Source organism: Natrarchaeobius versutus (assembly GCF_041205745.1).
Taxonomy (GTDB): Archaea; Halobacteriota; Halobacteria; order Halobacteriales; family Natrialbaceae; genus Natrarchaeobius; species Natrarchaeobius versutus.
The window spans coordinates 143625-166081 of record NZ_JBGFCC010000010.1 but is presented as its reverse complement, the minus strand read 5'-3'; the positions used below and the strand labels follow the sequence as shown (position 1 = coordinate 166081).

Annotated in this window: 21 protein-coding genes; 12 read left to right on the top strand and 9 right to left on the bottom strand. The window is 65.0% G+C overall.

Annotated elements, in window-relative coordinates; all coding sequences use genetic code 11:
* The first annotated feature begins 25 nt into the window (after nt 1-25).
* On the top strand, nt 26-376 hold the full coding sequence (locus AB7C87_RS20475) for a DUF7113 family protein (RefSeq protein WP_369731366.1): 351 nt from the start codon (nt 26-28) through the stop codon (nt 374-376).
* A gap of 9 nt (nt 377-385) precedes the next feature.
* Here the strand turns inward: AB7C87_RS20475 and AB7C87_RS20470 are convergent, their stop codons facing one another.
* Nucleotides 386-1654: a DNA double-strand break repair nuclease NurA gene (locus AB7C87_RS20470; RefSeq protein WP_369731365.1), complete on the bottom strand. Its 1269-nt coding sequence runs from the start codon at nt 1652-1654 to the stop codon at nt 386-388.
* Nucleotides 1655-1766: 112 nt separating this feature from the next.
* Complete coding sequence (locus AB7C87_RS20465; protein ID WP_369731364.1) at nt 1767-3383, bottom strand: HTTM domain-containing protein; 1617 nt, start codon at nt 3381-3383, stop codon at nt 1767-1769.
* Between the two features lie 297 nt (nt 3384-3680).
* Between AB7C87_RS20465 and gpmI the strand changes: the two genes are divergently transcribed.
* The 6 genes from gpmI to AB7C87_RS20435 all read left to right on the top strand — a co-directional run bounded on the left by gpmI (nt 3681) and on the right by AB7C87_RS20435 (nt 12003).
* Nucleotides 3681-5366, top strand: coding sequence for a 2,3-bisphosphoglycerate-independent phosphoglycerate mutase (gene gpmI, locus AB7C87_RS20460; protein ID WP_369731363.1), 1686 nt, complete (start codon nt 3681-3683; stop codon nt 5364-5366).
* A gap of 249 nt (nt 5367-5615) precedes the next feature.
* The gene (locus AB7C87_RS20455; protein ID WP_369731362.1) at nt 5616-7367 is read left to right on the top strand and encodes a sensor histidine kinase; all 1752 of its coding nucleotides are present in this window, start codon (nt 5616-5618) and stop codon (nt 7365-7367) included.
* Nucleotides 7368-7814: 447 nt separating this feature from the next.
* Nucleotides 7815-7982: a hypothetical protein gene (locus tag AB7C87_RS20450; RefSeq protein WP_369731361.1), complete on the top strand. Its 168-nt coding sequence runs from the start codon at nt 7815-7817 to the stop codon at nt 7980-7982.
* A 445-nt stretch (nt 7983-8427) separates the two neighbouring features.
* On the top strand, nt 8428-10161 hold the full coding sequence (locus AB7C87_RS20445) for a GAF domain-containing sensor histidine kinase (protein WP_369731360.1): 1734 nt from the start codon (nt 8428-8430) through the stop codon (nt 10159-10161).
* Between the two features lie 58 nt (nt 10162-10219).
* Entirely contained in the window at nt 10220-11509 is a 1290-nt protein-coding gene (locus AB7C87_RS20440) for an O-acetylhomoserine aminocarboxypropyltransferase/cysteine synthase family protein (RefSeq protein WP_369731359.1), read from the top strand.
* Nucleotides 11510-11607: 98 nt separating this feature from the next.
* Nucleotides 11608-12003, top strand: coding sequence for a DUF7522 family protein (locus AB7C87_RS20435; RefSeq protein WP_369731358.1), 396 nt, complete (start codon nt 11608-11610; stop codon nt 12001-12003).
* Between the two features lie 168 nt (nt 12004-12171).
* Here AB7C87_RS20435 and AB7C87_RS20430 read toward each other — a convergent pair whose 3' ends face one another.
* Complete coding sequence (locus AB7C87_RS20430; RefSeq protein ID WP_369731357.1) at nt 12172-12423, bottom strand: hypothetical protein; 252 nt, start codon at nt 12421-12423, stop codon at nt 12172-12174.
* Between the two features lie 177 nt (nt 12424-12600).
* Here AB7C87_RS20430 and AB7C87_RS20425 point away from each other — a divergent pair, with 177 nt between their 5' ends.
* Nucleotides 12601-13149, top strand: coding sequence for a DUF5813 family protein (locus AB7C87_RS20425; RefSeq protein ID WP_369731355.1), 549 nt, complete (start codon nt 12601-12603; stop codon nt 13147-13149).
* 352 nt (nt 13150-13501) lie between these two features.
* Here AB7C87_RS20425 and AB7C87_RS20420 read toward each other — a convergent pair whose 3' ends face one another.
* The gene (locus AB7C87_RS20420) at nt 13502-13732 is read right to left on the bottom strand and encodes an Lrp/AsnC family transcriptional regulator (protein ID WP_369731354.1); all 231 of its coding nucleotides are present in this window, start codon (nt 13730-13732) and stop codon (nt 13502-13504) included.
* A complete protein-coding gene (locus AB7C87_RS20415; protein WP_369731353.1) occupies nt 13732-14433 on the bottom strand; it encodes a potassium channel family protein in 702 nt (233 codons plus the stop codon). The genes AB7C87_RS20420 and AB7C87_RS20415 overlap by 1 nt, the downstream gene beginning before the upstream one ends.
* 111 nt (nt 14434-14544) lie before the next feature.
* On the opposite strand from AB7C87_RS20415, the gene AB7C87_RS20410 reads away from it, so the two are divergent.
* Nucleotides 14545-14775, top strand: a complete 231-nt coding sequence (locus AB7C87_RS20410; protein ID WP_369731352.1) for an Lrp/AsnC ligand binding domain-containing protein — start codon at nt 14545-14547, stop codon at nt 14773-14775.
* A 172-nt stretch (nt 14776-14947) separates the two neighbouring features.
* Here AB7C87_RS20410 and pdhA read toward each other — a convergent pair whose 3' ends face one another.
* Both pdhA and tmk read right to left on the bottom strand, forming a co-directional pair.
* Nucleotides 14948-15997 (bottom strand): pyruvate dehydrogenase (acetyl-transferring) E1 component subunit alpha, encoded by a 1050-nt coding sequence (gene pdhA, locus AB7C87_RS20405; RefSeq protein WP_369731351.1) that lies wholly within the window; start codon nt 15995-15997, stop codon nt 14948-14950.
* A gap of 153 nt (nt 15998-16150) precedes the next feature.
* The gene (gene tmk, locus AB7C87_RS20400; protein ID WP_369731350.1) at nt 16151-16765 is read right to left on the bottom strand and encodes a dTMP kinase; all 615 of its coding nucleotides are present in this window, start codon (nt 16763-16765) and stop codon (nt 16151-16153) included.
* Between the two features lie 133 nt (nt 16766-16898).
* Here tmk and AB7C87_RS20395 point away from each other — a divergent pair, with 133 nt between their 5' ends.
* From AB7C87_RS20395 to cofC, 3 genes are all read left to right on the top strand, one after another.
* Nucleotides 16899-17795 (top strand): complex I NDUFA9 subunit family protein, encoded by an 897-nt coding sequence (locus AB7C87_RS20395; protein WP_369731349.1) that lies wholly within the window; start codon nt 16899-16901, stop codon nt 17793-17795.
* A 345-nt stretch (nt 17796-18140) separates the two neighbouring features.
* Nucleotides 18141-19319 carry a tubulin/FtsZ family protein gene (locus AB7C87_RS20390; protein ID WP_369731348.1) on the top strand — a complete coding sequence of 393 codons (1179 nt, stop codon included), beginning with the start codon at nt 18141-18143 and terminating at the stop codon, nt 19317-19319.
* A 328-nt stretch (nt 19320-19647) separates the two neighbouring features.
* Nucleotides 19648-20310: a 2-phospho-L-lactate guanylyltransferase gene (cofC, locus tag AB7C87_RS20385; RefSeq protein ID WP_369731437.1), complete on the top strand. Its 663-nt coding sequence runs from the start codon at nt 19648-19650 to the stop codon at nt 20308-20310.
* A gap of 18 nt (nt 20311-20328) precedes the next feature.
* Here cofC and AB7C87_RS20380 read toward each other — a convergent pair whose 3' ends face one another.
* Together AB7C87_RS20380 and AB7C87_RS20375 are read right to left on the bottom strand one after the other, a co-directional pair.
* Nucleotides 20329-21369, bottom strand: coding sequence for a dipeptide epimerase (locus tag AB7C87_RS20380; RefSeq protein ID WP_369731347.1), 1041 nt, complete (start codon nt 21367-21369; stop codon nt 20329-20331).
* Nucleotides 21366-22382 (bottom strand): N-acetyltransferase DgcN family protein, encoded by a 1017-nt coding sequence (locus AB7C87_RS20375; RefSeq protein WP_369731346.1) that lies wholly within the window; start codon nt 22380-22382, stop codon nt 21366-21368. Before AB7C87_RS20375 ends, AB7C87_RS20380 begins: the two co-directional genes overlap by 4 nt.
* Nucleotides 22383-22457 lie beyond the last annotated feature (75 nt).

Sequence of the window (22457 nt, the reverse complement as noted above, 5' to 3'; positions counted from 1 at the left end):
GCGTCCTGAGACCGTACGATTACGCATGCTCATCGTACGCGGTCTGGCGGGCGGAACCGACCTGACCGGAACACTGTACGAACGGGGTGAGCAGGCACCCTCGTTCCGTGGCGCGCCGGACGAAGACGCCGCGTACGTCTGGGTCTGCGACGAGTTCTACGAGGTCTCGAGCGGAGGCACGGTCCAGGTCGTCGACGATCGGGAGATCAATCTCGCGTTCGAATCCCCGATGCCCCGCGGATTCGACACCCGTGAGCAGGCCCTCGAGTGTGCCAAAGAACACATCAGGACGCAGTTCGCCCGGATTGGCCTCGACCCCACACACGTCGAGTTCGAAATCGAGGACGGGAGTATCGAGGCAGAAAACTTCGGGTGACGGCGGGCGCTAGGCCTCCCAGCGGAGGTCGTCGTAGTTTCGTCGCTGGCTCGTATCGAACTGCGTCTCGAGGGTCTCCCGGAGTGATCGCTTCTCCGAGCGGCCGATTCGTGCGAGTTCGTCCGCCTTCGCGACGATCGTCGGTGGCCCGTGGGCGACGGCGACGTCCTGAAGCAACTGTCTCGTCAACCGCTCGCGCACCTCGGGGTCGCGGGTGAACGCGTACGGCGCTTCGATCCGGTAGACGAGGTCGTCCCGTGGGTCGTAGACGACGAAGAACGTGACCTCGTACGCCGCCGGCTCGAGTCGACGCTCGACGCCGAGTGCGTCACCCTCGATCGAGAGCGGTCGGTCGACGCCGCCACGCGAGCGAAACCAGTTCGTGTACGAGAGTGCGGACGTCTCACGCTCCCAACGGTCGCCGTCGACGTCGTCGACGTACTCGCCACGCTCGAGTAAGCGGGTGAACATCGCCGTATCGTCGGCCCAGGGGACGCTAACGTCGACGCTTCGGTCGGACTTCAGCGTCCGCGTGATGACTCGCGTCGCGGGGTTCTTGACGAACCCGACGAGCGGCACGTCCCGTTCGACGAAGTCCTCGACCAATCGTACGTAGTTCTCGAGGACCGTCGTCGGCCGCGGATCCTCGAGTAAGAGGTCGGCCAGGTCGGGGTGCTGGTCGGTCCAGCGAAGCAATCCGCGGGGATACAGCGGGCCGTCGAGGACGAGCAGATCGGTAACGTCCTCGGCGTGATCCAGGGCGTGTCTACTCTCGGCGAGGTACAACGCGAGCGCGTGGACGACGCCCTCGGCGAAGCGGGGGAGCTGTGGCACCTTCACCGCCCGACTTCGACTGTACCCCGCGTCGAACTTCCCCCACGCCTCGTCGACGGTCATCGTCTCGTCGTTCGAGTGAACCGTCATCACGGTGGTCCGCGACCGGTGTAACTCGAGGTCGGATGGCGTCGAACTCATCGCCGCCTGGGCGATGTCGATCACGAGGCCGTTTTTGAACGTCGTCGGGTTGATCGTCCCCGCGTCGAGGCCGTGCTCGGTCGGGAACTCGGGCTCAGCGAGTGCGATCTCCTCGCAGTCGACGAGCCGACGCGTTTGCTCGTCGACCGGCTCGAGGATCGTCCGCCCGTCCGAACGAAGCGGGTCGAGAAACTCCGCCCAGACGGTCTCGGCGAACGCCCGGCGGTCGCGCTCGTCGGCCCCGTGGTCGATCCGTCGCGCCAACTGGGCGATGCCGTCGAAGTGGACCGGATCGAGAGTCATGCCCCATGGCTCCCAGCGCACCCGCAAAAATCCAGCGCCATTTCGCCGGCGCACGATTCGAACTCGGCGCGCCGTCTCTTCGAGCGCAGTCTCCGGTCGGCCATCGGTCGTCTCACGAGCACGAACGGCTCTCGACGATCGCGTACGTGTCGGGTTCCGGATTCTCTCCCTCGAGTTCGATCGGCTGATGCGTGTAGGTCACGGTCACGCGCTCGACCGCCACGTCGTGTCGTTCGTCGACCCGTTCGCAGACTGAGGCCGCGAACTGCTCCTTGCGGACGTCGCTTCGGTCGAGCGCGACGAGGTAGCGGCGCCACCGGAAATCGGGAACCGTTTCGGCGGCGTCGGGCGGCGGCGCCGTCCAGTGTTCCGACGCGCCGAGGACGTCGAGTTCCCCGCCGTCCTCGAGGTCGGCTGTGACGGTGTACCAGCCGTAGCTCGCGGTCGGATCGGGTGCGAACATCTCCCACTGGTGTTCTTCGGGGTCCGCGGCGTCGACCGACTCGAAGACGGGTGCGTACCCGAACGTTCCGAGCGTCCACACGACGATACCGACGAGGACGCAAGCGTGGACGACGGGCCCAGCCCGCGTGCGGACTCGTCCGAGCGCTCTGCGGACGCGATCACGGTGGTACTGGCCGGGAACGCGGTCGGTCGGCCCGTGGAGACGCTCGAGCGTACCGGCTCCGGCCAGCGCCCCCCGGCCCGGGGTGCCCGGCTGGAGTGCCGTTGCCCATCGCCGCGCGTCGGCGGCCCCCAGTTTCGCCTGCCACCCCGCTTGTCGCGCCCTCGGGGGGAACCGCTTGCTCGCGGCTCTGGCCGCCGCCGTCGCGACTCTCGTGACGGACTCGAGGCCGTCCCAACCTCGCCGCGGGAGAAACAGCAGGATCGACGCCGCGAGAAGCGGCGGAAAGAGGCCGACCGCGACGGAAAGCGCCATGCCGGCGATTGTCCCGAGGAAGACGGCCACGTAGCCGATCCGGAACCGCCCCGCGAGGACGAACAGTAGCGGCGAGCCGACCAGTAATCCGAGCCAGACGTACGTGGCGACCGCGAGCACAATCGGCTGTGCGGCGAGGTAGTTGCCGAGCAGGATCGTCACGTGGTCCTGTGCCAGCGCGTAGGCCAGCGCGTCGCCACCGAGCCACGTCTCCCCCTCGAGTTTGTGGACCGCGTTGTTTGCGAGGAGGCCGACGACGTAGAGCAAGACGGCCGCGGTCGCGGGCGTCGCGACGGGTTCGGCCGGTTCGTCAGACCGACCGCCGGTCGCCCACCGGGTGCCGAGCGGGAGAAACACCGCCAGGAACAGCAGTTCGCGAAACAGTCTATCCCCGCCGTTCAGGACGTAGGGATTTCTGACGTGAACCGAGACGACCAGAATCACCGCGAGGCCGGCGGCGAGTCTGGGTCGGTAGCCGACGATCAGGGCGACCGCTAGGAGCGCCGTCGCGGCGAACAAAAACGCCTGGAACGACGCCCCGCCGGACAGCGCGTGAATCGAGTAGACGCCGTCTAGACCGTACGCCTCGAGAGCGACGTCCCTGGGCAACACGCCGTCGTCCGTGTAAAACGCCCGCAGGTGGCGAGCCCGGTGAAGCACGTCGAACAGGAGGACGATGCCGAGCGCGATGCGGAACGCGACGAGCGCGCGCGGATCGATGCCGAATCGGCGCTCGAGCGCCTCACGGAGGCGTCTCGACCGGGTGCTCGACAGCGGGGAGGGGACCATAGTGGGGCGGATGAGCGGGTGTGGGTGGAGGCGGGTGGGTTGGGGCGAGCCGAGTGGCGTTCGAACGGGCGGGTCGTGCCCGTTCGAGGGCCGTATGGAGGGAGTTCGCCGTCGTTCCCAAAGTCTTCAATAAGGTGCCATATATCTTGTGTATCGTCTGACTCGACCGATCGTCCGTATCGTTCGCCTCTCCCGTAGCGATACGACGGCTGTCGCGCGTGCGGCCGGAAGCCGACCGCCGCGTTGCGTACAGCCGACAACGATAGGTAATTAGGCGAGGATGGGCATCCCTCGGATATGGAAGCTGCGCTGATCGTACTCGACGGCTGGGGACTCGGTACCGGCGACGGCCGGAACGCGGTCGAGGCGGCCGAGACGCCGAACTTCGACCGACTCGCGGAGACGGGTGCCTCGGGCCGCCTCGAGGTGGCCGGTCGACGCGTCGGTCTGCCGGACGGACAGATGGGCAACAGCGAGGTCGGCCACCTCAACATCGGTGCTGGACGGGTCGTCTACCAGGAGTACACCCGGATATCGGACTCGATCGCCGACGGATCGTTCCGGGAGAACGACGCGATCAACGCGGCCTTCGACGACGCGCGCGACCGTGATGGGCGCGTCCACTTCCTCGGTCTGGTCAGCGACGGCGGCGTCCACTCCGACCAGGACCACCTCCACGCGCTGATCGAACTGGCGGCCGACCGCGGCGTCGAGGCGGTCACCCACGCCATCACCGACGGCCGGGACACCTCCCCGACGGGGGGTCGGAAGTACCTCGAGACGCTCGAGGAGGTGATCGACGAGTACGGGACGGGTCAGGTCGCCACCGTCTCCGGGCGGTACTACGCGATGGATCGCGACCAGAACTGGGAGCGGACGAAACGCGCCTACGACGCGATCGTAAACCGGGAGGCGGAGTACGAGGCGGCGTCGGCCCTCGAGGCGGTCGAACAGTCGTACGACCGCGGCGAGACCGACGAGTTCCTCGAGCCGACGCTGATTCGCGAGGCGCATAGCGCCTCGGATGGCGACCGACGAAGTCGTGAGCGGGACCGACCGGCGCTCGAGGACGGCGACTCGGTCGTCTGGTTCAACTTCCGGTCGGACCGTGCACGCCAGCTCACCCGAATGCTCGCGGATATTCGCTCCGAAGACTGGACTGGCCAGTTCGAGACGAGTCCACCGGACGTCGAGGTCGTGACGCTGACCCAGTACGACGAGACGTTCGACCTCCCGGTCGCCTATCCGCCGAACCAACCGAAAAACGTCCTCGGGGAGGTACTCGCCGACGAGGGCAAGACGCAACTGCGGATCGCGGAATCCGAAAAGTACGCCCACGTCACCTACTTTTTGAATGGCGGCCGGGAGGTCGAGTTCGACGGGGAGATCCGCGAGATCGTCGAGAGCCCGGACGTGCCGACCTACGACTTGCAACCCGAGATGAGCGCGCCCGAGGTGACGGATACGGCGATCGCTTTCATCCAGGGGGAGACGCGACCGGAGGAAGCGTCTCTGAACGGCGAACGAGGAGGGACGATCCGCGAGCGAGGCGATCCGGACGTGCTCGTGCTCAACTACGCCAACCCCGATATGGTCGGCCACACCGGCGACTACGAGGCCGCGATCGAAGCCGTCGAAGCTGTCGACGAACAACTCGGCCGCCTGGTCGACGAACTCGAGTCGGCGGGTGCACACGTCCTGATCACCGCTGACCACGGCAACGCCGACGAGATGGGAACGGAGGCGGAGCCACACACCGCTCACACGTACAACGACGTGCCGTTCGTCTACCTGGCTCCCGGAGCGAGCTCGGGGACCGACCTCGAAAACGCGAACGGGGAGGAACGACCCGTGAGCGACGGAACTGATGGGGGCTACACGGTTCGCGAGGGCGGCACGCTCGCCGACCTCGCGCCGACGCTCCTCCGAGCGATCGGCGTCGATCGACCGCCGGAGATGACCGGCGAGCCGTTACTCGAGTGACGGCGGGGACGACGGAACCCGGTCGAACCACGGACGGTCGTTCCCGGCGACCGGTCGGACGGTCGTTGTTCGATCGACCTACCGTCGGTGAAACGGTTCTCCTCGCTGGTGTAACTGTCGGCCGACGGTGGGAGTGGACGGCCCCGACTTTAGGCGAACAACCGACCGACGGGACCGCAATTCGCTGGGTTCGTCGTCCGTGCTGATGGCCACAACACCAAAGAGCGTGTATTCAGAGGTCTGACCTATATGTTACCGTTCCCCTGGCCCGTGGTCGGATCGGTGCTCGCGGGGATCGGAACGGCGGCGGTTCTCGGCTATCTCTGGCAACATCGCGGGAAACCCGGCGCAAACTGGTTCCTGTTGACGCTCGTGGCACAGACGTCGTGGTGTCTCTCGTACGGATTGTCGTTGCTCGTCTTCGATCTCGCGGTCCGGTGGCTGTTCGAGGTTGCGTCGTGGATTGCAATGGCGTGGATCGGACTGACGTTTCTGGCGTTCGCACTCGAGTACACCGGCCGTGGCGCGTTCGTCCGCACCCCCTGGTTCGGTGCGTTGACCCTCGTTCCCGCGGTGACGACGGTACTCGTCGTGACCAACCCGGCACACGGTCTCGTCTGGACCGGATTTCAGTTCGATCCGGCGTTCGGCGCCGCGACCGTCTCCTACGAGTTCGGCATCTGGGCGTACGTCGCGATCCTCAGTGGGGCCCTGTTCGCTTCGTTCGGGGTTCTCCTGTTGGTCGAGACGGTCGTCAACTACGGTCCGCTCTACCGGTCGGAAGCGCTCGCGGTCGCGATCAGTACTGCTCCGCCCGGGATCGCCGTCCTCGTCTGGCTGTTCGAACTCGGACCCGCGACGCAACTCAACCTCGCGCCGATCATGTTCCTCCCCCACGCAGTGTTGGATGCGTACGCCTTCGTCGGCGGGCGGATGTTTACGTTCAATCCGACGACCCGTCGGGCGGCCGAACAGTCCGCGATCGAGGAACTCGAGAGCCCGTTCGTCGTCGTCGACACCCGACACCGGATCGTCGATCTGAATCCCGCCGCCGAGGCGGCGTTCGACGTGACGTCGCCGGCCGTCTTGGGCGAGCGCCTCGAGAGCGCGATCGACTTCGACGTCGAACTGACCGCCGGCGATCAGATCGTCACCGCCGCCGGCCCCGGCGGTTTCCGGGAACTGGCCGTTTCGATCTCGGAGCTTCACGATCCCTCCCAGCTTCGCGTCGGCTACACGATTCTCGTCCAGGACATCACCGGGCAACGGCGACGGGAACAGCGTCTCGAGATTCTCAACCGGATCCTCCGACACAATCTGCGAAACGACCTGAACGTCGTCGAGGGATACCTCGACATTGCGGCCGACCGGACGGACGACGAGGAGATACGCGGAACGCTCGAACGGACTCGGGCGAACGTCGCAGACCTGGCCGATATGGCGGAGAAGGCGTGGGCGTTCGAACAGGCGCTCGACTCGATGGAGGAGTCGTCGTCGACGGTCGTCGTCGAGGACGTCCTCACGGAAATCGCGACGGAAGCCGAGGCGACGACGGCGGGGCGCGTCGAGATCGACGTTCCAGGGGACCTCGTTCTATGGACACAACGGGAGCTGTTCGTTCAGCTGTTCGAGAACCTCGTCGAAAACGGGATCGAACACGTGGAAGCCGACGCGCCGGTCGTCACCGTCTCTTTCGAGGGGATCGTCGACGGCCGGATGGCGGCCGTGGCGGTCAACGACGACGGTCCGGGCATTCCCGACCACGAACTATCCGTTCTCGAGCGGGGCGAGGAGACGGCCCTCGAGCACGGGAGCGGACTCGGCCTGTGGCTCGTGACGTGGTGTGTGCGGATGCTGGGCGGCGATCTAACGTTCGAAACCGAGGACGGAACGACCGTTACCGTTCATCTGCCGACCGTCGCTGAACCGATCGATCCGCCGTCGACCGGGTCGTTCGAGGATCCGCCCCACTCGCAAACTCGAAGCTATAGTAGTCACTGAACGTCATTGCACACCTGATCGCCAGACGAGCGCGGTTCGGAGCGAGCGCGGTTCGGAGCGAGCGCGGTTCGGAGCGAACGGAGTGAGCGAGAACCGCGTCAATGCGAACGGGGAGGAACGACCCGTGAGCGAACGGAGTCGTTCGAACGATCAGCGGTCGTTCGTGATGACGAAAATCTTCGATTTTCGAACCATGAGCGAGAACCGCGAGAATGCGAACGGGGAGGAACGACCCGTGAGCGAACAAAGTGAGCGAGAACCGCGGGAAAGCGAACGGGGAACGAACGTGACCCGTGAGTTCGGCGACCAGTGTGTGAATCGCTTCAGTTGTTACTATAAACGAGGGCCGGGGAACTCCCGGAAGTCGGTTGATCGTCGCCGAGACGATGGCCGAACCGGTTGGCGAACGACGCTACTATTATGTCTGCGTAGCTGAAACGCCTCGGTATGAGCAACGGAGGGTCACTCATGGCCGCCGACGACGAGGAGTTCGTTCGAAAAGTGATGTACATTATGATCGTCTGGACCATCGTCGTCGTTCTTGCGGGCGTCCTTCTGGTCGCCCTTCGCGATCCATTCGCCGGAATCTTTGCGTTTGCCGGTTTGCCAGTGTAATCACCACCCTCGAGGCGGTTTGCCACCCGTCAGTTCCGGTGTGGCCGTAACTCGTCCCGCGAGATCGCCCGCCCCGATTGCGGTTTCGCTGTCGTTCACGACGCCGGTCTGGCGGTCCGTATAGCCGTTATCTTTATCGTAATTTGGCCGACCTTTCTTACTATCACGAGAGTTGGATGGAGCGAAAGATGCTGATCGCCATCCGTGCAGTGGTCTTTCGCGGGTCGAACGCCGTGGACATGGTGCGTTCGACCGCGAGACGAGGCCGGGGGCATGGTTTCGTGACTGGTGGCGCGAGCACCCGCGAGCTCCGTCGCTCGAATCGGCGACGACGTATCCGACGTCGGCGATCCGACGGTGGGGCCTGTATCGCGGCCTCACACCCCGCAGTTCGACTGTCGAGGGACGGTCACTCCGGACCCGTTCGGCACATCGGAGGTGTGAGATGAACCGCGAGTCTCCACAGGAATCACACGATGATCGATCCGGCGGGACGGGGAGGCCCTGGCGCCCGTTTCACGTCGTCTCCGTCAGTGCGCTCGGGGCTAACCGAAAACGGATCGCCGAGGAACTCGAGTCGACTTACGAACTGCAAACCGCCGACTCGGCATCGGCCGCTCGCGACGCACTCGACGACGAGACGGAGTGTCTGATCGTCGGGTCCGATCTGGACGACGACGGGGTAGTCGACCTCCTCGAGTACGTCCGCGATTCACACTCCGACGTCTCGGTCGTCTACTTCGCCGCGTCGCCGAAGCCGGCCGTGCTCCGTACGTTACTCGACGTCGAGACCGTCGAACTCGTCTCGAGGCGACAGGAGGGGCCGATCGACGATCGCGACGCGGACCGCCTCCGAACACAGGTCGACGAGTACTATCACAGATCGATCTCGGACATCAGGGAGACCGTCTTCGAAATTTCTCGGTCACTGATGGGTGCCGCGCCGGACGAGACCGACATCGAAATCGAGTGGGGGCTCCGGCTCGTCGGCGAACAGCTCGACGCGGATCGGTGTCTGGTGTTCGAATGCGCCGAGGATACGCTCGATCCAACCCACGTCTGGGACCGTCACTCGGAGCTGTCGGTCGACCTCGATCCCGTCTCGCCGTCGGCGTTTCCCGGTTTCGACACGCTCTCGAAGTCGTTCGATCCCTACGCCGTGCCCGCCGAGGTCGACGATCTGGATTTCGACGTCCCGGACGGGTTCGTCGGCAACCTCGGAACGCCAGTCGACCGAAGCGAGACCACTTCGCCGGACCCTAACGATCATCAGTACTTGCGGGAACGAAACCTGGAGTCCTTGCTCGCCGTTCCGATCGTCGTCGACTGGGAGCTGATCGGCGTTCTCGCCGTCGAACAGGAGGCCAGACGACCCTGGCCCCGTTCGTTGCGCCAGCAGGTACTGACCCTCGGCGAACTCGTCGGCTACACGCTCGATCGCGAACGACGCAGACGTGAACTCGCCCGACAGAACGAACGGCTCGAGCGGTTCGTCTCGGTCGTCAGCCACGACCTGCGGAACCCGCTCAACGTTCTTTCGGGGTACGCCCAACTCATCGAGGAGACGGGCGATCCGACACACATCGAGGACGTCTCCGTGGCCGCGAATCGCATGGAAACGATGATCGACGACCTGCTGACGCTCGCTCGACAAGGTGGCGGCCTCGAGGAGCGTCGGCCGGTCGACCTCGAAAACGTGGCTACAAAGGCCTGGGACGCCGTGGAGACGGCGGATGCACGACTGAAAACGAGGGATCTGGAAACGGTCGACGGCGATCCGGGCCGGCTTCAGCAAGCGTTCGAGAACCTCTTTCGAAACGCCATCGAACACGCGGGAACCGAGGTGACCGTCTCGGCGGTCGGGACGGACGACGGGTTCGCCGTCGAGGACGACGGCCCCGGGATTCCGGCCGAACAGCGCAACCGAATTTTCCGAGAGGGGTACACCAGCGGCGACGGCACGGGTCTGGGGCTGTCGATCGTCGAGACGGTCGTCGACGCACACGACTGGTCCGTCTCGGTTGGAGAGAGCGCCGACGGCGGTGCGCGGTTCGCGTTCGTCACGATCGACGATTCCGACACTCGAGGCCGTCTCGGCGCTCGTTCGGAGACGGTTCACGACGCGTCGAAAGATACCATCCACGACGCGTCCGACGAGCGCTCGAGTGGGCCCGGATGAGTCACACCGAAACCGATCGCAACAACGTTTTACTCCCTCCCCTGAGTGGGACACAGATATGAGCGACGATCCAACCGACCACGAGTTCGCGACCGACAGCATCCACGCCGGACAGGAGGCCGATCCGACGACGGGTGCACGCGCCCCACCGCTGTACCAGACGACATCCTACGAGTTCGAGGACACCGACCACGCCGCCGCCCTGTTCGGTCTGGAGGAAGCCGGCAACATCTATTCGCGCATCATGAACCCGACGAACGCGATGTTAGAGGAGCGCATCGCGACCCTCGAGGGCGGCGCCGCCGCACTCGCGACCTCGTCGGGGATGGCCGCGTTCGACCTCGCGACGTTCATTCTGGCGGACGTCGGCGACAACATCGTGAGCGCGTCGTCGCTGTACGGCGGCACCTACACCTACCTCACCCACACCGTCGCGAAACGGGGCATCGAGACGAAATTCGTCGACACGCTCGACTACGACGCCTACGAGGAGGCCATCGACGACGACACCGCGTTCGTCCACCTCGAGACGATCGGCAATCCGGCGCTCGTCACCCCCGACATCGAGCGCATCGCCGACATCGCACACGACCACGACGTGCCGCTGTTCGTCGATAACACCTTCGCGACGCCGTATCTGTGCCGCCCGCTGGAACACGGCGCGGATCTCGTCTGGAACTCGACGACCAAGTGGATCCACGGCGCCGGTTCGACCGTCGGCGGCATCCTCGTCGACGGCGGCTCGTTCCCGTGGGACGAGGGCAATTATCCCGAGATTACCGAGGCCAATCCCGCCTACCACGGCGTCAACTTCTACGAGACGTTCGGCGACGCCGCATTCTCCGTCGTCGCCCGAACGCGGGGCCTGCGCGACCTGGGCAACCAGCAGTCGCCGTTCGACGCCTGGGTTACACTCCAGAAACTCGAGTCGCTTCCCCTGCGCATGGAGAAACACTCCGAGAACGCCATGGCCGTCGCCGAGTTCCTCGAGGGCCACGACGCGGTATCGTGGGTCAACTACCCCGGCCTCGAGAGCCACGAGACTCACGGGAACGCCGAGAAGTACCTCGAGGGCGGGTATGGCGGCATGATCACGTTCGGCCTCGAGGGCGGGTACGATGCCGCCGAAACTGTCTGTAACGAGGTCGAACTGTTCAGCCTGCTGGCCAACGTCGGCGACGCGAAGTCGCTGATCATCCACCCCGCGAGTACCACACACCAGCAACTCACCGAGGAGGAGAAACTGGCGAGTGGCACCACGGACGACCTCGTCCGCATCTCAGTCGGCATCGAGGACGTCGACGACGTGATCGCCGACCTCGAGCAGGCGATCGAAACGGCCAGCTGAGACGGTCTGCTGTCCGTCAGGTTCGGTGGCGTTGCCTCGTTTTCACCCACCTGACACCTGCCCCCGGCGTTAAGGTCCCGGGGTTCGACCACTTCGATATGGCCACAGGGCTACTCACGTCAGCGGCAGCGGAGCAGATCGTCACGACCTGTCGAACGGCTATCGGCGACAGCCTCCGGTCGGTCACCTACTTCACCCGCGACGACTTCGAGCAGGTCTACCTCCGTGAGGATCTCGAGCGCGATGCGGATCTCTCGACGTTCATCGGCCACGAGTGGCGCGGGTTCAAGACGGCCCAGACCGCCTACGAGGGCACCGAACTCGGCGACTACAACTACACCATCCGCGTCTTCGATAACGGCTTTCTGATCCGAGTCACCTCCGAGAGCGACGGCGTCTTCGTCACGACCGACGGCCTCACGGTCAAGGACTTCGAGGAGGTCGCGACGGCGGTCAACTCGTTTCTCGAGAATCGAGAGAGTTCCCGAGAGTAACGACTGATACGGTTTGCTGTCGGTCAGTTCCGGCCCAACCGTGACCCGCACGGGTCGCGGTTGGGCCGGGAAATCGGCACAGGAATCCGTCTGAACCCGTTTGTACACCGATCGCACACTGGCCTGCGACCGGATTTACACTGACTGTCATACCGCGATGGCGTTGGCTTACGATCGGAGAGCTTCGTCTCCTCGCTCGAGCCGCGATTTGCTCGTCTCGTCCGATGGCTGAACTATCGCTTCGCGTACGCGTGCTTTCCCCGTTTCGCGTCGGTTCTCGGGGACGTGCCGTTCGCCGGGTTTCGTCTCGACGGCTCGCTCGGAGGCGCCACCGATCGGCAGGCCGGAACCGAGTTCCCCGTCGATTCCGAGAAGACGTGCGAAGCGGCGACGTTCGGCGGCGTGTCTGTCGATGGACATGCCAACGAAACACGTCGATATCCGTTGTAGTTATACGGGGCGTTTTCGACGGAAACCGACCACTGTGCGATGAAACGATCCGAAACGGTTCCGGACACCCAATCGCCGTCCGCTGATCTCTTCGCCGGATCGGGACAAACGTAACACCCTTTTCGCTCACGGCCGTTCTGTCCGATAATGACTCCCCTTCCGACGTCGGTCGAACGCGCACTCGAGGACCACGACGCGTTCGCACCGTCCGACGACGGCTACGAACTCGAGACGACCGTCTTCGAGACCACCGTGACCGCGACGGAGACGGACGACGAACGTGACGGCCGGTTTTCGGTCCTCGTCACCCTGCCGACGCTCGACACCGCCGTGGCGAACGAGACCGTCGCACCCGTCGTCGATGACGGCTGGTTCGACACCTTCGAGCGCCGCCTCGCAGACGTCTTTACCGTCGCCCACGCGAGCACCCACGACGATCCGATCGTCGAACGCGACGGCGACGAGGTTCGCGTGACACTCGAGTACGCCGCCTGGAACGCCCGCGAGGGCGTCGAGGACGCCAAGGTGCTCGTCGAGTACGTCGAGGGGACGTTCGCCCAGGGGATCGTTCCCGGTTACGAGTACCGCGGCGCGGCGGCGACGCTGCTCGAGAACGCCCAGAACCGCGGCCAGCAGGCGGCCGAAGGCGACGGATCCGAGAACGGTCGGGGTGGCAGTGGCGGTATGCCGATGTGACTCGTTGGCTGAACCACGAGAACGGAGTTTTCTGGCCGGGAGTGCGCCGCGAGCATTGCGAGCGGCGCACGACCCGGGGAAGGGCAGGCAATTAATCGAATCTCACCGCGAGCGAAACCGCAGGCTGAGCGAGCGGGCCGACGACCGATGTGAGTGACTGGAAGGAACGAACGGAGGGGGGAGTGTTCTCGTGAACGGAGTGAACGAGAGCTCGGGAGGCGTTTACGCCTCCCGGTGCTTTTCATCGAAACTAAGCGGAATCGAAGATTCCGCGAGGTCCGAGAGAGCTTTGCTCTCTCGAGATTTTACCGAGGGTGCGCCGAAGGCGCACCCGCAGAGCAAAAGTTCGTCTCTAGTCCATCGCGATGTACGTCTGGGTGTCCTCGATACCGTCGATTCCTTGGATCTGGGTCGCCGCGATGTTCTTGACTTCCGCCGGCGTCTCGACTCGTGCCTTCGCGATGATGTCGACGTCGCCGGCGACGATGTGGGCCGACTCGACGCCGTCGATCGCTTCGATTTCGTCCCGCAGTCGATCCGCCTCGCCCGTGTTCGCTTTGATCATGACGAATGCTGTAACCATCAGTTGACACCTCCTGTGCCCGCGTTTGCCGTCGCACGCTCCGCGCTCTCGCCGACGAGCAGTTGTCTGACGTCGCTCAACACGTCGAAATCCGCCAGCACGACGATCCTGTCGCCAAGCTCGAGGGACTCGTCGGGGGAGGGAATCTCGAGATCGGCACCCTCTTTTCCGAACGCGAGGACGGTCGCGTCGGCGGGAAGTTCCAGTTCGCCCATCGTGTAGCCGTTTACCGGCGCCGCGTCCGTGACGGTCAACTCGACGACCTGCAGGCTCGGCGCGACGTCGGCAACCGCGCGGATGGTCCCGCCGAGCAGGGCGTTTTTGGCGCCGATCGCGCCGAGACGTTCGGGGTAGATTACCTCGTCGACCTCGTCGGCGTACTTGCGGTAGATCTCCTCGCGGTAGCCCTCGTCGATGCGCAAGACCGTCCGACAGCCGTAGTGTTTGGCGATCATGCAGGCGGTGAAGTTCACGTTCAGATCGCCCGTCAGCGCACCTAACACGTCAGCGTTCGCGATACCGGCGTCCTCGAGAATCGACTCCCGCGAGCCGTCGCCTTCGACGACTGGAAACTCCTGATTACGGGCGCGTCTGATCCTCGCTTCGTCGCGTTCGATCAGCGTCACCTCGTGGCCTTCGTCGCGCAGGACGCGCGCCGTCCGCAGACCGACCCGTCCAGCGCCGATAATCACGAACCGCATGGAAACCGATACGCCGCCCCCCGTCAATAAGTTTGCCCCGGTGTGACACACTCGGTGCGCGCTCTCGGGCAAAGGCTTTAGTCGTGCCAGGGAGTACCACACCAGCGACCGATGGTTCACGCGTTCATCATGGTGAAGACGGCCGCCGGAAAGTCCGAAGGACTCCTCGAGGCGATCAGAGAGATCGAGGCCGTCTCCGCCGCCCACATCGTCGCGGGCAACTACGACATCATCGCGGAGGTCGACGCCGACGAGGTCTACGACGTTCTCCAGGCGGTTTCCTCGGGCGTTCAGGGCCTCGAGGGCGTGACCGACACGAAGACGTACATCGCGATGGATTAGCGCCGATTTCTCGGCCGGAATCACGCCGCCGCTCATACGGATTCCTGTCCCGATGTCCCGGCGGTGAGTCGAACTGTGTGAGACGAGTCTCGGTGGAAGAGTGCAGCGAGTCCACCGCTGCAACCGCCGCCCGGGACGCGGTTGGGCCGGAACTGACCGACAGCAAACCGTCTCACTCGAACTCGAGATCGTCCGTCCTGCGGTCGGCGACGAACGTCTCGAGCCAGCGATTTTGGGCCTCGAGCCGTGGCGGGCGCTCGTCGTACACCGGATCGAACACGTCTGCCGGATCGGGATCGGGCGTCGTTTCGGCCGCCTCCACCGCCTCGTCGATCTCCGCGTCGGCCGCCTCGCGGATCGACTCGACGCGGTCGTCGTCCAATACGCCGTGTTCGCGGAGATACTCCTCGTAGCGCTCGAGGGGATCCGCGGTGCGCCAGGCGGGACGGTCCGCGTCGTCCGCGCGGTACCGGGAGGGATCGTCGCTGGTGGTGTGAGCCCCCTGGCGATAGGTCAGACTCTCGACGAGGACGGGTTCGCCCGCTCTGGCGGACTCGAGGGCGTCCGCGACGACTTCGCCGACGGCGAGGGGATCGTTTCCGTCGACGCGGACGCCCTCGAAGCCGTAGGCGTTGGCCTTCTGAGCGATCGTCTCGCTCGCCGTCTGGCGCTCGCGCGGGAGCGAGATCGCCCACCCGTTGTTCTCACAGAAGAAGACGACCGGTGCGTCGAACACGCCCGCGAGGTTGAGCCCCTCGTGAAAGTCCCCCTCCGACGTCGCGCCGTCACCGAAGTAACAGCACACCGCTTCCCCGTTGTCGGCGTAGCTCGCGGCCATTCCGAGCCCCGTCGCGTGGGGGATCTGCGTGGCGATCGGAACCGCCTGCGGGAACACGTTCAGGTCGTGGTCAGAGACGAACTCGGGATGGCCGCGGCGAAAGCGGAGGACGTCGGCCATCGGCACGCCGAAGGCGATCTGCATCGCGTTCGATCGGTAGGTGGGAACGAGCCAGTCCTCGTCGGCGAGCGCGTGGGCCGCCCCGACCTGCGAGGCTTCCTGGCCGCGAAACGGCGGATAGCCGCTCATCCACCCACGCCGCTGGAGGGCGATCGCCCGTTCGTCGAATCGCCTCGCCCGGACGACGTCGCGGTAGACGTCGAGCGCGTCGGCCGTCGAAAAACGGGTCTCCTCGAGGTCGTACTCGCCGACGACGCGGTGCATGCCGGGGAACACACCGGCGACCGTCAAATCGGTTGTGCTGCGAGTGGCTCACCGTTTCCGACTCGTATCGCTCCTCCCGACTCGTATCGGTTTTCGTGGATCGTATCGGGGGGCTGTGTGACTCGACCGAGACGGACAGCCTCGGCCGTTTCGCTACTCGTCCTCGAGCGCCGCCTCGAGTTCGTTCACGACTCGATCGAGGACGTCGTTCGGCGATTTCGTCGCATCGACGCAGACGAACCGATCCGGCTCGCGCTGGATCAGCCGTTCGTAGTTCTCTCGGACCGACGCGAGGTACTCGGCGCGTTCGAACTTGTTCGTCGTTCCCGCCCGTTCGGCGGCCGTCTCCGGGTCGAGGTCCAGGAAGATCGTCAGGTCCGGCGCGATCGAGATCGGCTCGTGGACGTCGACGACGTACTCGAGGGGGTCGTCGAGTCCCCGCTTGCTCGCGCCCTCGCGCCACGCCTCGAGCGTCGCGCCCTGGTAGGCAAAGCGGGAGTCGGAGTATCGATCCGAGATCACGAGATCGCCGCGATCGAGGGCGGGTTCGACTACTCTCGAGAGGTGAGCGGCGTGGTCAGCGGTGTAGAGGAAGAGTTCCGCGAGCGGGTCGGCCTCGTCGTCGTCGATCGAGCGGTAGACGGCCTCGCCGTACCAGGAGTCGTCCGTCGGCTCCCGCGTGAACGTCGCGTCCGGAAACCGGTCGCGGAGGGTCTCCCAGACCGTCGTCTTGCCGCTTCCGTCCAGCCCCTCGAGCGTGACGAGCATGTCCGAACCTCGTCGGTCCGGGTACATGTATCGTACTGTTCTCGATTTCCGGTTTCCGCTCGACCGTGGGTTCCCGTGCCCATTTTGCCGTCTCTCGAGTACCTATTTATCGCTCGAGCGTCAGATTACGCGTATGAGAGTCCTCGTCGCTGGCGGCACCGGCTTCATCGGATCGAACCTGTGTGCGGAACTGAACGACCGGGGACACGAGGTGACGGCGCTCTCCCGAAATCCGGACCGGGACGGTCTCCCGGACGAGGTCGATCTCGCGATGGGTGACGTGAGTGCCTACGATTCGATCGCCGAGACGGTCTCAGAACACGACGCGGTCGTCAACCTCGTCTCGCTCTCGCCGCTCTTTCAGCCACCGGGGGATACGAGCCACGAGGAGGTCCACCTGCGGGGAACGGAGAATCTCGTTCGAGCGGCCGAGAGTGGCGGCGCCGATCGGTTCGTCCAGATGAGCGCACTCGATGCGGATCCGAACGCCGACACCGAGTTCCTCCGCACGAAAGGGGAAGCCGAGGAGTACCTCAGAAACTCCGATCTCGCGTGGACCATCTTCCGCCCGTCGGTCGTCTTCGGCGAGGGCGACGAGTTCGTCGGCTTTACGAAGACGCTGACGACGCCGTACGTGACGGGACTGCCTGGCGGCGGACGAACCCGGTTCCAGCCGATCTGGGTCGGCGACCTCGTCCCGATACTGGCCGACGGCCTCGAGGACGAGCACGTCGGCGAGATCTACGAGGTCGCCGGACCGCAGGTACTCACCCTGGCCGACGTGACCGAACTCGCGTACGACGCGGAGGGGAAGTCCGTCACCGTGCTTCCGATCCCCATGCCGTTCGCGAAAATCGGACTGAGGCTCGCCGACCCCGTCCCGTTCGTCCCCTTCGGGCCGGATCAGGCGCGCTCGCTTCGGATCGACAACACCGTCGCGACCAACGATGTGACGGCATTCGGCGTCGACGAGGCCGAGTTGACGACGCTCGGCTCGTTTCTCGGAATCGACTCGAGTGACGGCGTGTGACTGCCGATCGAGAGCATCTGACCGCCCACTGAGACAGTTTGGTGTGCGGATTTACCCAACCTCCGGATCGCGGTTGGGCCGGAACTGACGGATAGCAGACCGTCTGTGGCCGCTCGAGTGACGTACGTGTCGCCGCGGTCGCGCTCGCTCTCACCGGCCGAAACAATAATATAAAGAACAGTACTCGAGACGATATATTATTGTTTACATATTTGGGTTGCCGGTCGAAAATCGATGCAGTCTTCGGGTTTCGAGTAATCTGAAATTATGCGAGAAATTCACATCATCAAAAGACTTATAGTCTTAATCGCTCTGGTCCAATCCAACGGAGCCCCCTGACAAACAATGAAGCTGGCGATGATCGGATTCGGACAGGCCGGTGGCAAGATCGTCGATCGATTTCTCGACTACGACGATCGAACGAACGGCGGGATCGTCCGGGCTGCGATCGCGGTCAACTCCGCGAAAGCAGACCTGATGGGTCTCGAGCGCATCCCGCAGGACAATCGCGTACTGATCGGCCAGGCTCGCGTGAAGGGCCACGGCGTCGGTGCGGACAACGAGCTCGGCGCGGAAATCGCCGAGGAGGACATCGACGAGGTCCAGAACGCGATCGATCAGATCCCGACCCACGAGGTCGACGCGTTCCTGATCGTCTCCGGGATGGGTGGTGGTACCGGCTCCGGTGGCGCGCCGGTGCTGGCAAAACATCTGAAGCGAATCTATACGATCCCCGTCTACGGGCTCGGCGTCCTTCCCGGAACGGACGAGGGTGGTATCTATACGCTCAACGCCGCCCGTTCGTTCCAGACGTTCGTCCGTGAGGTCGACAACTTACTCGTCTTCGACAACGACTCCTGGCGACAGACAGGCGAGTCCGTCGAGGGTGGCTACGACCAGATCAACGAGGAGATCGTCCGGCGGTTCGGCATCCTCTTCGGTGCCGGCGAGGTGACCGGCAACCAGGAGGTCGCCGAGAGCGTCGTCGACTCCTCCGAGATCATCAATACGCTCTCGGGCGGTGGCGTCTCGACCGTCGGCTACGCGAGCGAGGGCGTCGAACTTACGACCGGCGGCGGCCTCCTCTCGCGGTTTACGGCCGACGACGGCGGCGACGACGATCTGGACGCCGCGAACACGACCAACCGGATCACGAGCCTCGTCCGAAAGGCCGCACTCGGTCGGCTCACGTTACCGTGTGAGATCGAGGGGACCGAACGCGCCCTGCTCGTACTCTCCGGGCCCTCGGAGTATTTGAACCGGAAAGGCATCGAGCGCGGACGCAAGTGGCTCGAGGAGGAAACCGGGAGCATGGAGGTTCGTGGCGGGGACTTCCCGCGCGACGAACCGGAGGTCGCGGCGGCGATCTTGCTCTCGGGCGTCACGAACGTCCCGCGGATCAAGCGCCTCCAGCAGGTCGCGATCGAGGCACAGGACAACATCGAGGACATCCAGGCCGAAAGCGAGGAGAACTTAGAGGAACTCGTCGAGGACGACGAGGACGAACTCGAGCCGCTGTTCTGAGCTCGAGTGGCGGCGAAGACCGCCTGAACGCCGTGTCGGGGGGCACGACGTCGTGGGTTGTGTGATTTTTCTCCCGGTCGCACTCGACGAACGACCGTCACGGGACGTCGATTTTGTCCTCTGTAGTCGTCGTTTTCCGTCAATGCACTCCGGCTCGCGAACTGGCGGCCACACCGGTCGTGCTGGCCGCTTACAACCTTCTCCCGGAGACTGACTCATTCCAGCCGATTCCCGGGTGGCCAACAGCGAGGGGTGTGGAATGACGTTCAGTGGCTACTCTCGCCCGAGCCGACGGTCTTTTGAGCGCGTGCGGGTAACCCTCGCCGAGATGCAGGTCGTCGTTCCGTTCGCCGCCGAGACGCCGAAGACCCGCCTCGAGGACGTACTCACGCGTTCCGAGCGGGCACGGTTCGCTCGAGCCATGCTCGCGGACGTCCTGGCGGCGATCGATGCGACCGGCCACGTACCGACGATCCTCTCGACCGCGCCGCTGTCGTTCGAGGACGAACTCGAGTCGGTTCCGCCGTCGATTTCCGTCGACGTCGACGACCGTCCGCTGACCGAGGCGGTCGACGCTCGCCTTCCGGAAGCGGGAGACGATCCCGTCGCCGTCGTCATGGCCGACCTCGCGCTCGCGACGCCCGCCGCCCTCGAGTCGCTGTTCGGCGTCAGTGCGGACGTCGCGATCGCCCCCGGGCGCGGGGGCGGGACGAACGCGCTCGTCGTTCGTCACCCGTCGTTTCGGGTGGACTATCACGGCACCTCTTATCTCGATCACCGCGAGATCGCCCGCGAGGCGGACGCGTCACTCGAGGCGGTCGATTCGTTCCGACTGGGCACGGACGTCGACGAACCCGCCGATCTCGTCGAAGTGCTGATTCACGGAACCGCTCGCGCGCCAGCGTGTCTCCGCGAACTCGGATTCGATCTCGAACACGACGAGGGTCGGGTGGGTGTCACACGCACCGAGGAGTCCACCAACGAGTCCTGAACGACGGTTTCCGCCCGGTCACTCGAGGACGGCGCCCGTCCCCGGTCGATCCAGTGTCTCGAGGTCGATCCGGCCGTCGGGCATCGGAACTCCCTCGACGGGATCGTCGGCGAGCAACAGCGCGCCGTCGAGGTCGGCGTAGTCGAGCGCCGGCGCGAGGTGACAGGCCGGGGCGATCGAGGCGTCCGACTCGATCATACAGCCGAGCATGACGGAGAGACCGTGGGCGCGGGCGGCGTGGATCATTCGCCGCGCCTCTAGGAGGCCGCCACACTTCATCAGCTTCAGGTTCGCGACGTCACAGTGGTCGGCGATCCGTGGAATATCCGCCAGGGTCACGCAGGACTCGTCGGCCGCGATCGGCACCGGCGAGCGCTCGTAGACGAACCGCAGACCCTCGGGGTTCTCCGCCGGAACGGGCTGTTCGACGAACTCGAGGTCGAACTCCTCGAGGCGCTCGATCGTCGCGACGGCCTCGCGGGGCGTCCACGCCTCGTTCGCGTCGACGAACAGCCGGGCGTCGGGCGCCGCCTCACGGATCGTTCGAACGATCTCGACGTCGCGGTCGGTGCCGAGTTTGACCTTCAGCGTACCGTAGCCAGCGTCGACTGCCTCCTCGGTTTTCTCGCGCATCGTCTCCGTTTCGTCGAGACCGATCGTAAACGACGTCTCGAGCGTCTCCGCCGGGTCGTACCCCCAGTACCGGTACAGCGGAACCTCGAGGCGTTTCGCCACGAGGTCGTGTAACGCGATGCTGATCGCCGTCCGCGCCGATGGGTTTCGATTCACTCGCTCGCGCATTCGGCGCTCGATCCGTGCGAGTTGGTGGGGATCGCCGACGTCCTCGACGACTTCGAGCAGATCGGGGAGAACGGCTTCGACCGTCGCCGCGGTTTCCCCGTAGTGTGAGGCCGGCGCCGCGGCGCCGAGGCCGACCGTCCCCTCGTCGTCGGCGATTTCGACGGTGACGACCTCGGTCTCGGTCGTCGTCCCCCGCGAGATGGTAAACGGGCGGTCGAGCGGGAGCGATCGTCGCTGGAACTCGGTCTCGAGACTCATCGCAGTACCTCGAGCAGATCGTCGGTTCCGAACCGAATAACGTCAGTCACGGGTGCGTCGAGTTCGGCGGCATACCCTTCGAGGGCCGCTCGAGCCGCGTCGTCGTCGAGTCCGGCGGTGTTGAGTGCGCCGGCGACGATCCGCGCCTCGCTGACCGGCGCGGCGAGGTCCTCGTAGAGATCGACGTAGCTCCGGATCGGCGGGAGCGGAAACGACTCGTAGCCGTGGATCGCTTCCCGGCCGGCGTCGTGACAGAGGACGAGCCGATCCGGCATCGCGCCGTGGAGGATGCCACACGTGACCGCCGAGTACGCCGGGTGGACGATACTCCCCTGGCCCTCGACGAAGAGGTAGTCGTGCTCGTCGCCTTTCTCTAGGATCATCTCCTCGACCGACCCCGCGGTGAAGTCGCTGACGACCCGATCGACCGGGTTCCCCCAGCCCTCGATCATGATTCCCGTCTGTCCCGTCGGGATCACCGCGGCGTCGTACCCCGCTTGGCGAGCGTCGCGAGCCAACTCCATCGTCGTCGTCATCTTGCCGACCGAGCAGTCGGTGCCGACGGTCAGGATGATCTCGGCGCCGACGTCGCCGGCGACGCCGTCGCTCACCGCCAGACCGTCCGGCGGTCGACGCACGTCCCGCAGTTCACAGCCGTTGTCCGCGGCCAGCCGGGCGAACTCTTCGTCCTCCGAGAGGAAGTAGTGGAGGCCGGAGACGACGTCACAGCCGTACTCGAGGGCCGTCCTGACGTCCGCGCGCCAGCTCTCCTCGAGGCCGCCACCGATCGGGGCGATCCCGATCAGGAGCGCATCGACGTCGGCGGGATCGAGGGCGTCCATCCCGGCGACGATCGGCGCGTCCTGGACGTCCGAAACGAACGATGAAACCTGCTCTCCCGGATTGTCGCGGTCGAGAATCGCCACGACGTCGTCGTCGGCGTATCGGAGGATACCGAGGGCCGTCTTGGCGCGGTCGGGAAACTGCTCGTGAGCCAGAATTGCAACGCGCATACCCACGGTACAGACGGAGCGATCATAAAGAATCAGATACACTCGGGCGAACCACTCGTCGGCCTTACACGACCG

Bases quoted from the DNA above. Each gene is read 5' to 3' on its own strand.
- AB7C87_RS20475 (WP_369731366.1), top strand. From the start codon at position 26: ATGCTCATCGTACGCGGTCTGGCGGGCGGAACCGACCTGACCGGAACA.
- AB7C87_RS20470 (WP_369731365.1), bottom strand. From the start codon at position 1,654: ATGACTCTCGATCCGGTCCACTTCGACGGCATCGCCCAGTTGGCGCGA.
- AB7C87_RS20465 (WP_369731364.1), bottom strand. From the start codon at position 3,383: ATGGTCCCCTCCCCGCTGTCGAGCACCCGGTCGAGACGCCTCCGTGAG.
- gpmI (WP_369731363.1), top strand. From the start codon at position 3,681: ATGGAAGCTGCGCTGATCGTACTCGACGGCTGGGGACTCGGTACCGGC.
- AB7C87_RS20455 (WP_369731362.1), top strand. From the start codon at position 5,616: ATGTTACCGTTCCCCTGGCCCGTGGTCGGATCGGTGCTCGCGGGGATC.
- AB7C87_RS20450 (WP_369731361.1), top strand. From the start codon at position 7,815: ATGAGCAACGGAGGGTCACTCATGGCCGCCGACGACGAGGAGTTCGTT.
- AB7C87_RS20445 (WP_369731360.1), top strand. From the start codon at position 8,428: ATGAACCGCGAGTCTCCACAGGAATCACACGATGATCGATCCGGCGGG.
- AB7C87_RS20440 (WP_369731359.1), top strand. From the start codon at position 10,220: ATGAGCGACGATCCAACCGACCACGAGTTCGCGACCGACAGCATCCAC.
- AB7C87_RS20435 (WP_369731358.1), top strand. From the start codon at position 11,608: ATGGCCACAGGGCTACTCACGTCAGCGGCAGCGGAGCAGATCGTCACG.
- AB7C87_RS20430 (WP_369731357.1), bottom strand. From the start codon at position 12,423: ATGTCCATCGACAGACACGCCGCCGAACGTCGCCGCTTCGCACGTCTT.
- AB7C87_RS20425 (WP_369731355.1), top strand. From the start codon at position 12,601: ATGACTCCCCTTCCGACGTCGGTCGAACGCGCACTCGAGGACCACGAC.
- AB7C87_RS20420 (WP_369731354.1), bottom strand. From the start codon at position 13,732: ATGGTTACAGCATTCGTCATGATCAAAGCGAACACGGGCGAGGCGGAT.
- AB7C87_RS20415 (WP_369731353.1), bottom strand. From the start codon at position 14,433: ATGCGGTTCGTGATTATCGGCGCTGGACGGGTCGGTCTGCGGACGGCG.
- AB7C87_RS20410 (WP_369731352.1), top strand. From the start codon at position 14,545: ATGGTTCACGCGTTCATCATGGTGAAGACGGCCGCCGGAAAGTCCGAA.
- pdhA (WP_369731351.1), bottom strand. From the start codon at position 15,997: ATGCACCGCGTCGTCGGCGAGTACGACCTCGAGGAGACCCGTTTTTCG.
- tmk (WP_369731350.1), bottom strand. From the start codon at position 16,765: ATGCTCGTCACGCTCGAGGGGCTGGACGGAAGCGGCAAGACGACGGTC.
- AB7C87_RS20395 (WP_369731349.1), top strand. From the start codon at position 16,899: ATGAGAGTCCTCGTCGCTGGCGGCACCGGCTTCATCGGATCGAACCTG.
- AB7C87_RS20390 (WP_369731348.1), top strand. From the start codon at position 18,141: ATGAAGCTGGCGATGATCGGATTCGGACAGGCCGGTGGCAAGATCGTC.
- cofC (WP_369731437.1), top strand. From the start codon at position 19,648: ATGCAGGTCGTCGTTCCGTTCGCCGCCGAGACGCCGAAGACCCGCCTC.
- AB7C87_RS20380 (WP_369731347.1), bottom strand. From the start codon at position 21,369: ATGAGTCTCGAGACCGAGTTCCAGCGACGATCGCTCCCGCTCGACCGC.
- AB7C87_RS20375 (WP_369731346.1), bottom strand. From the start codon at position 22,382: ATGCGCGTTGCAATTCTGGCTCACGAGCAGTTTCCCGACCGCGCCAAG.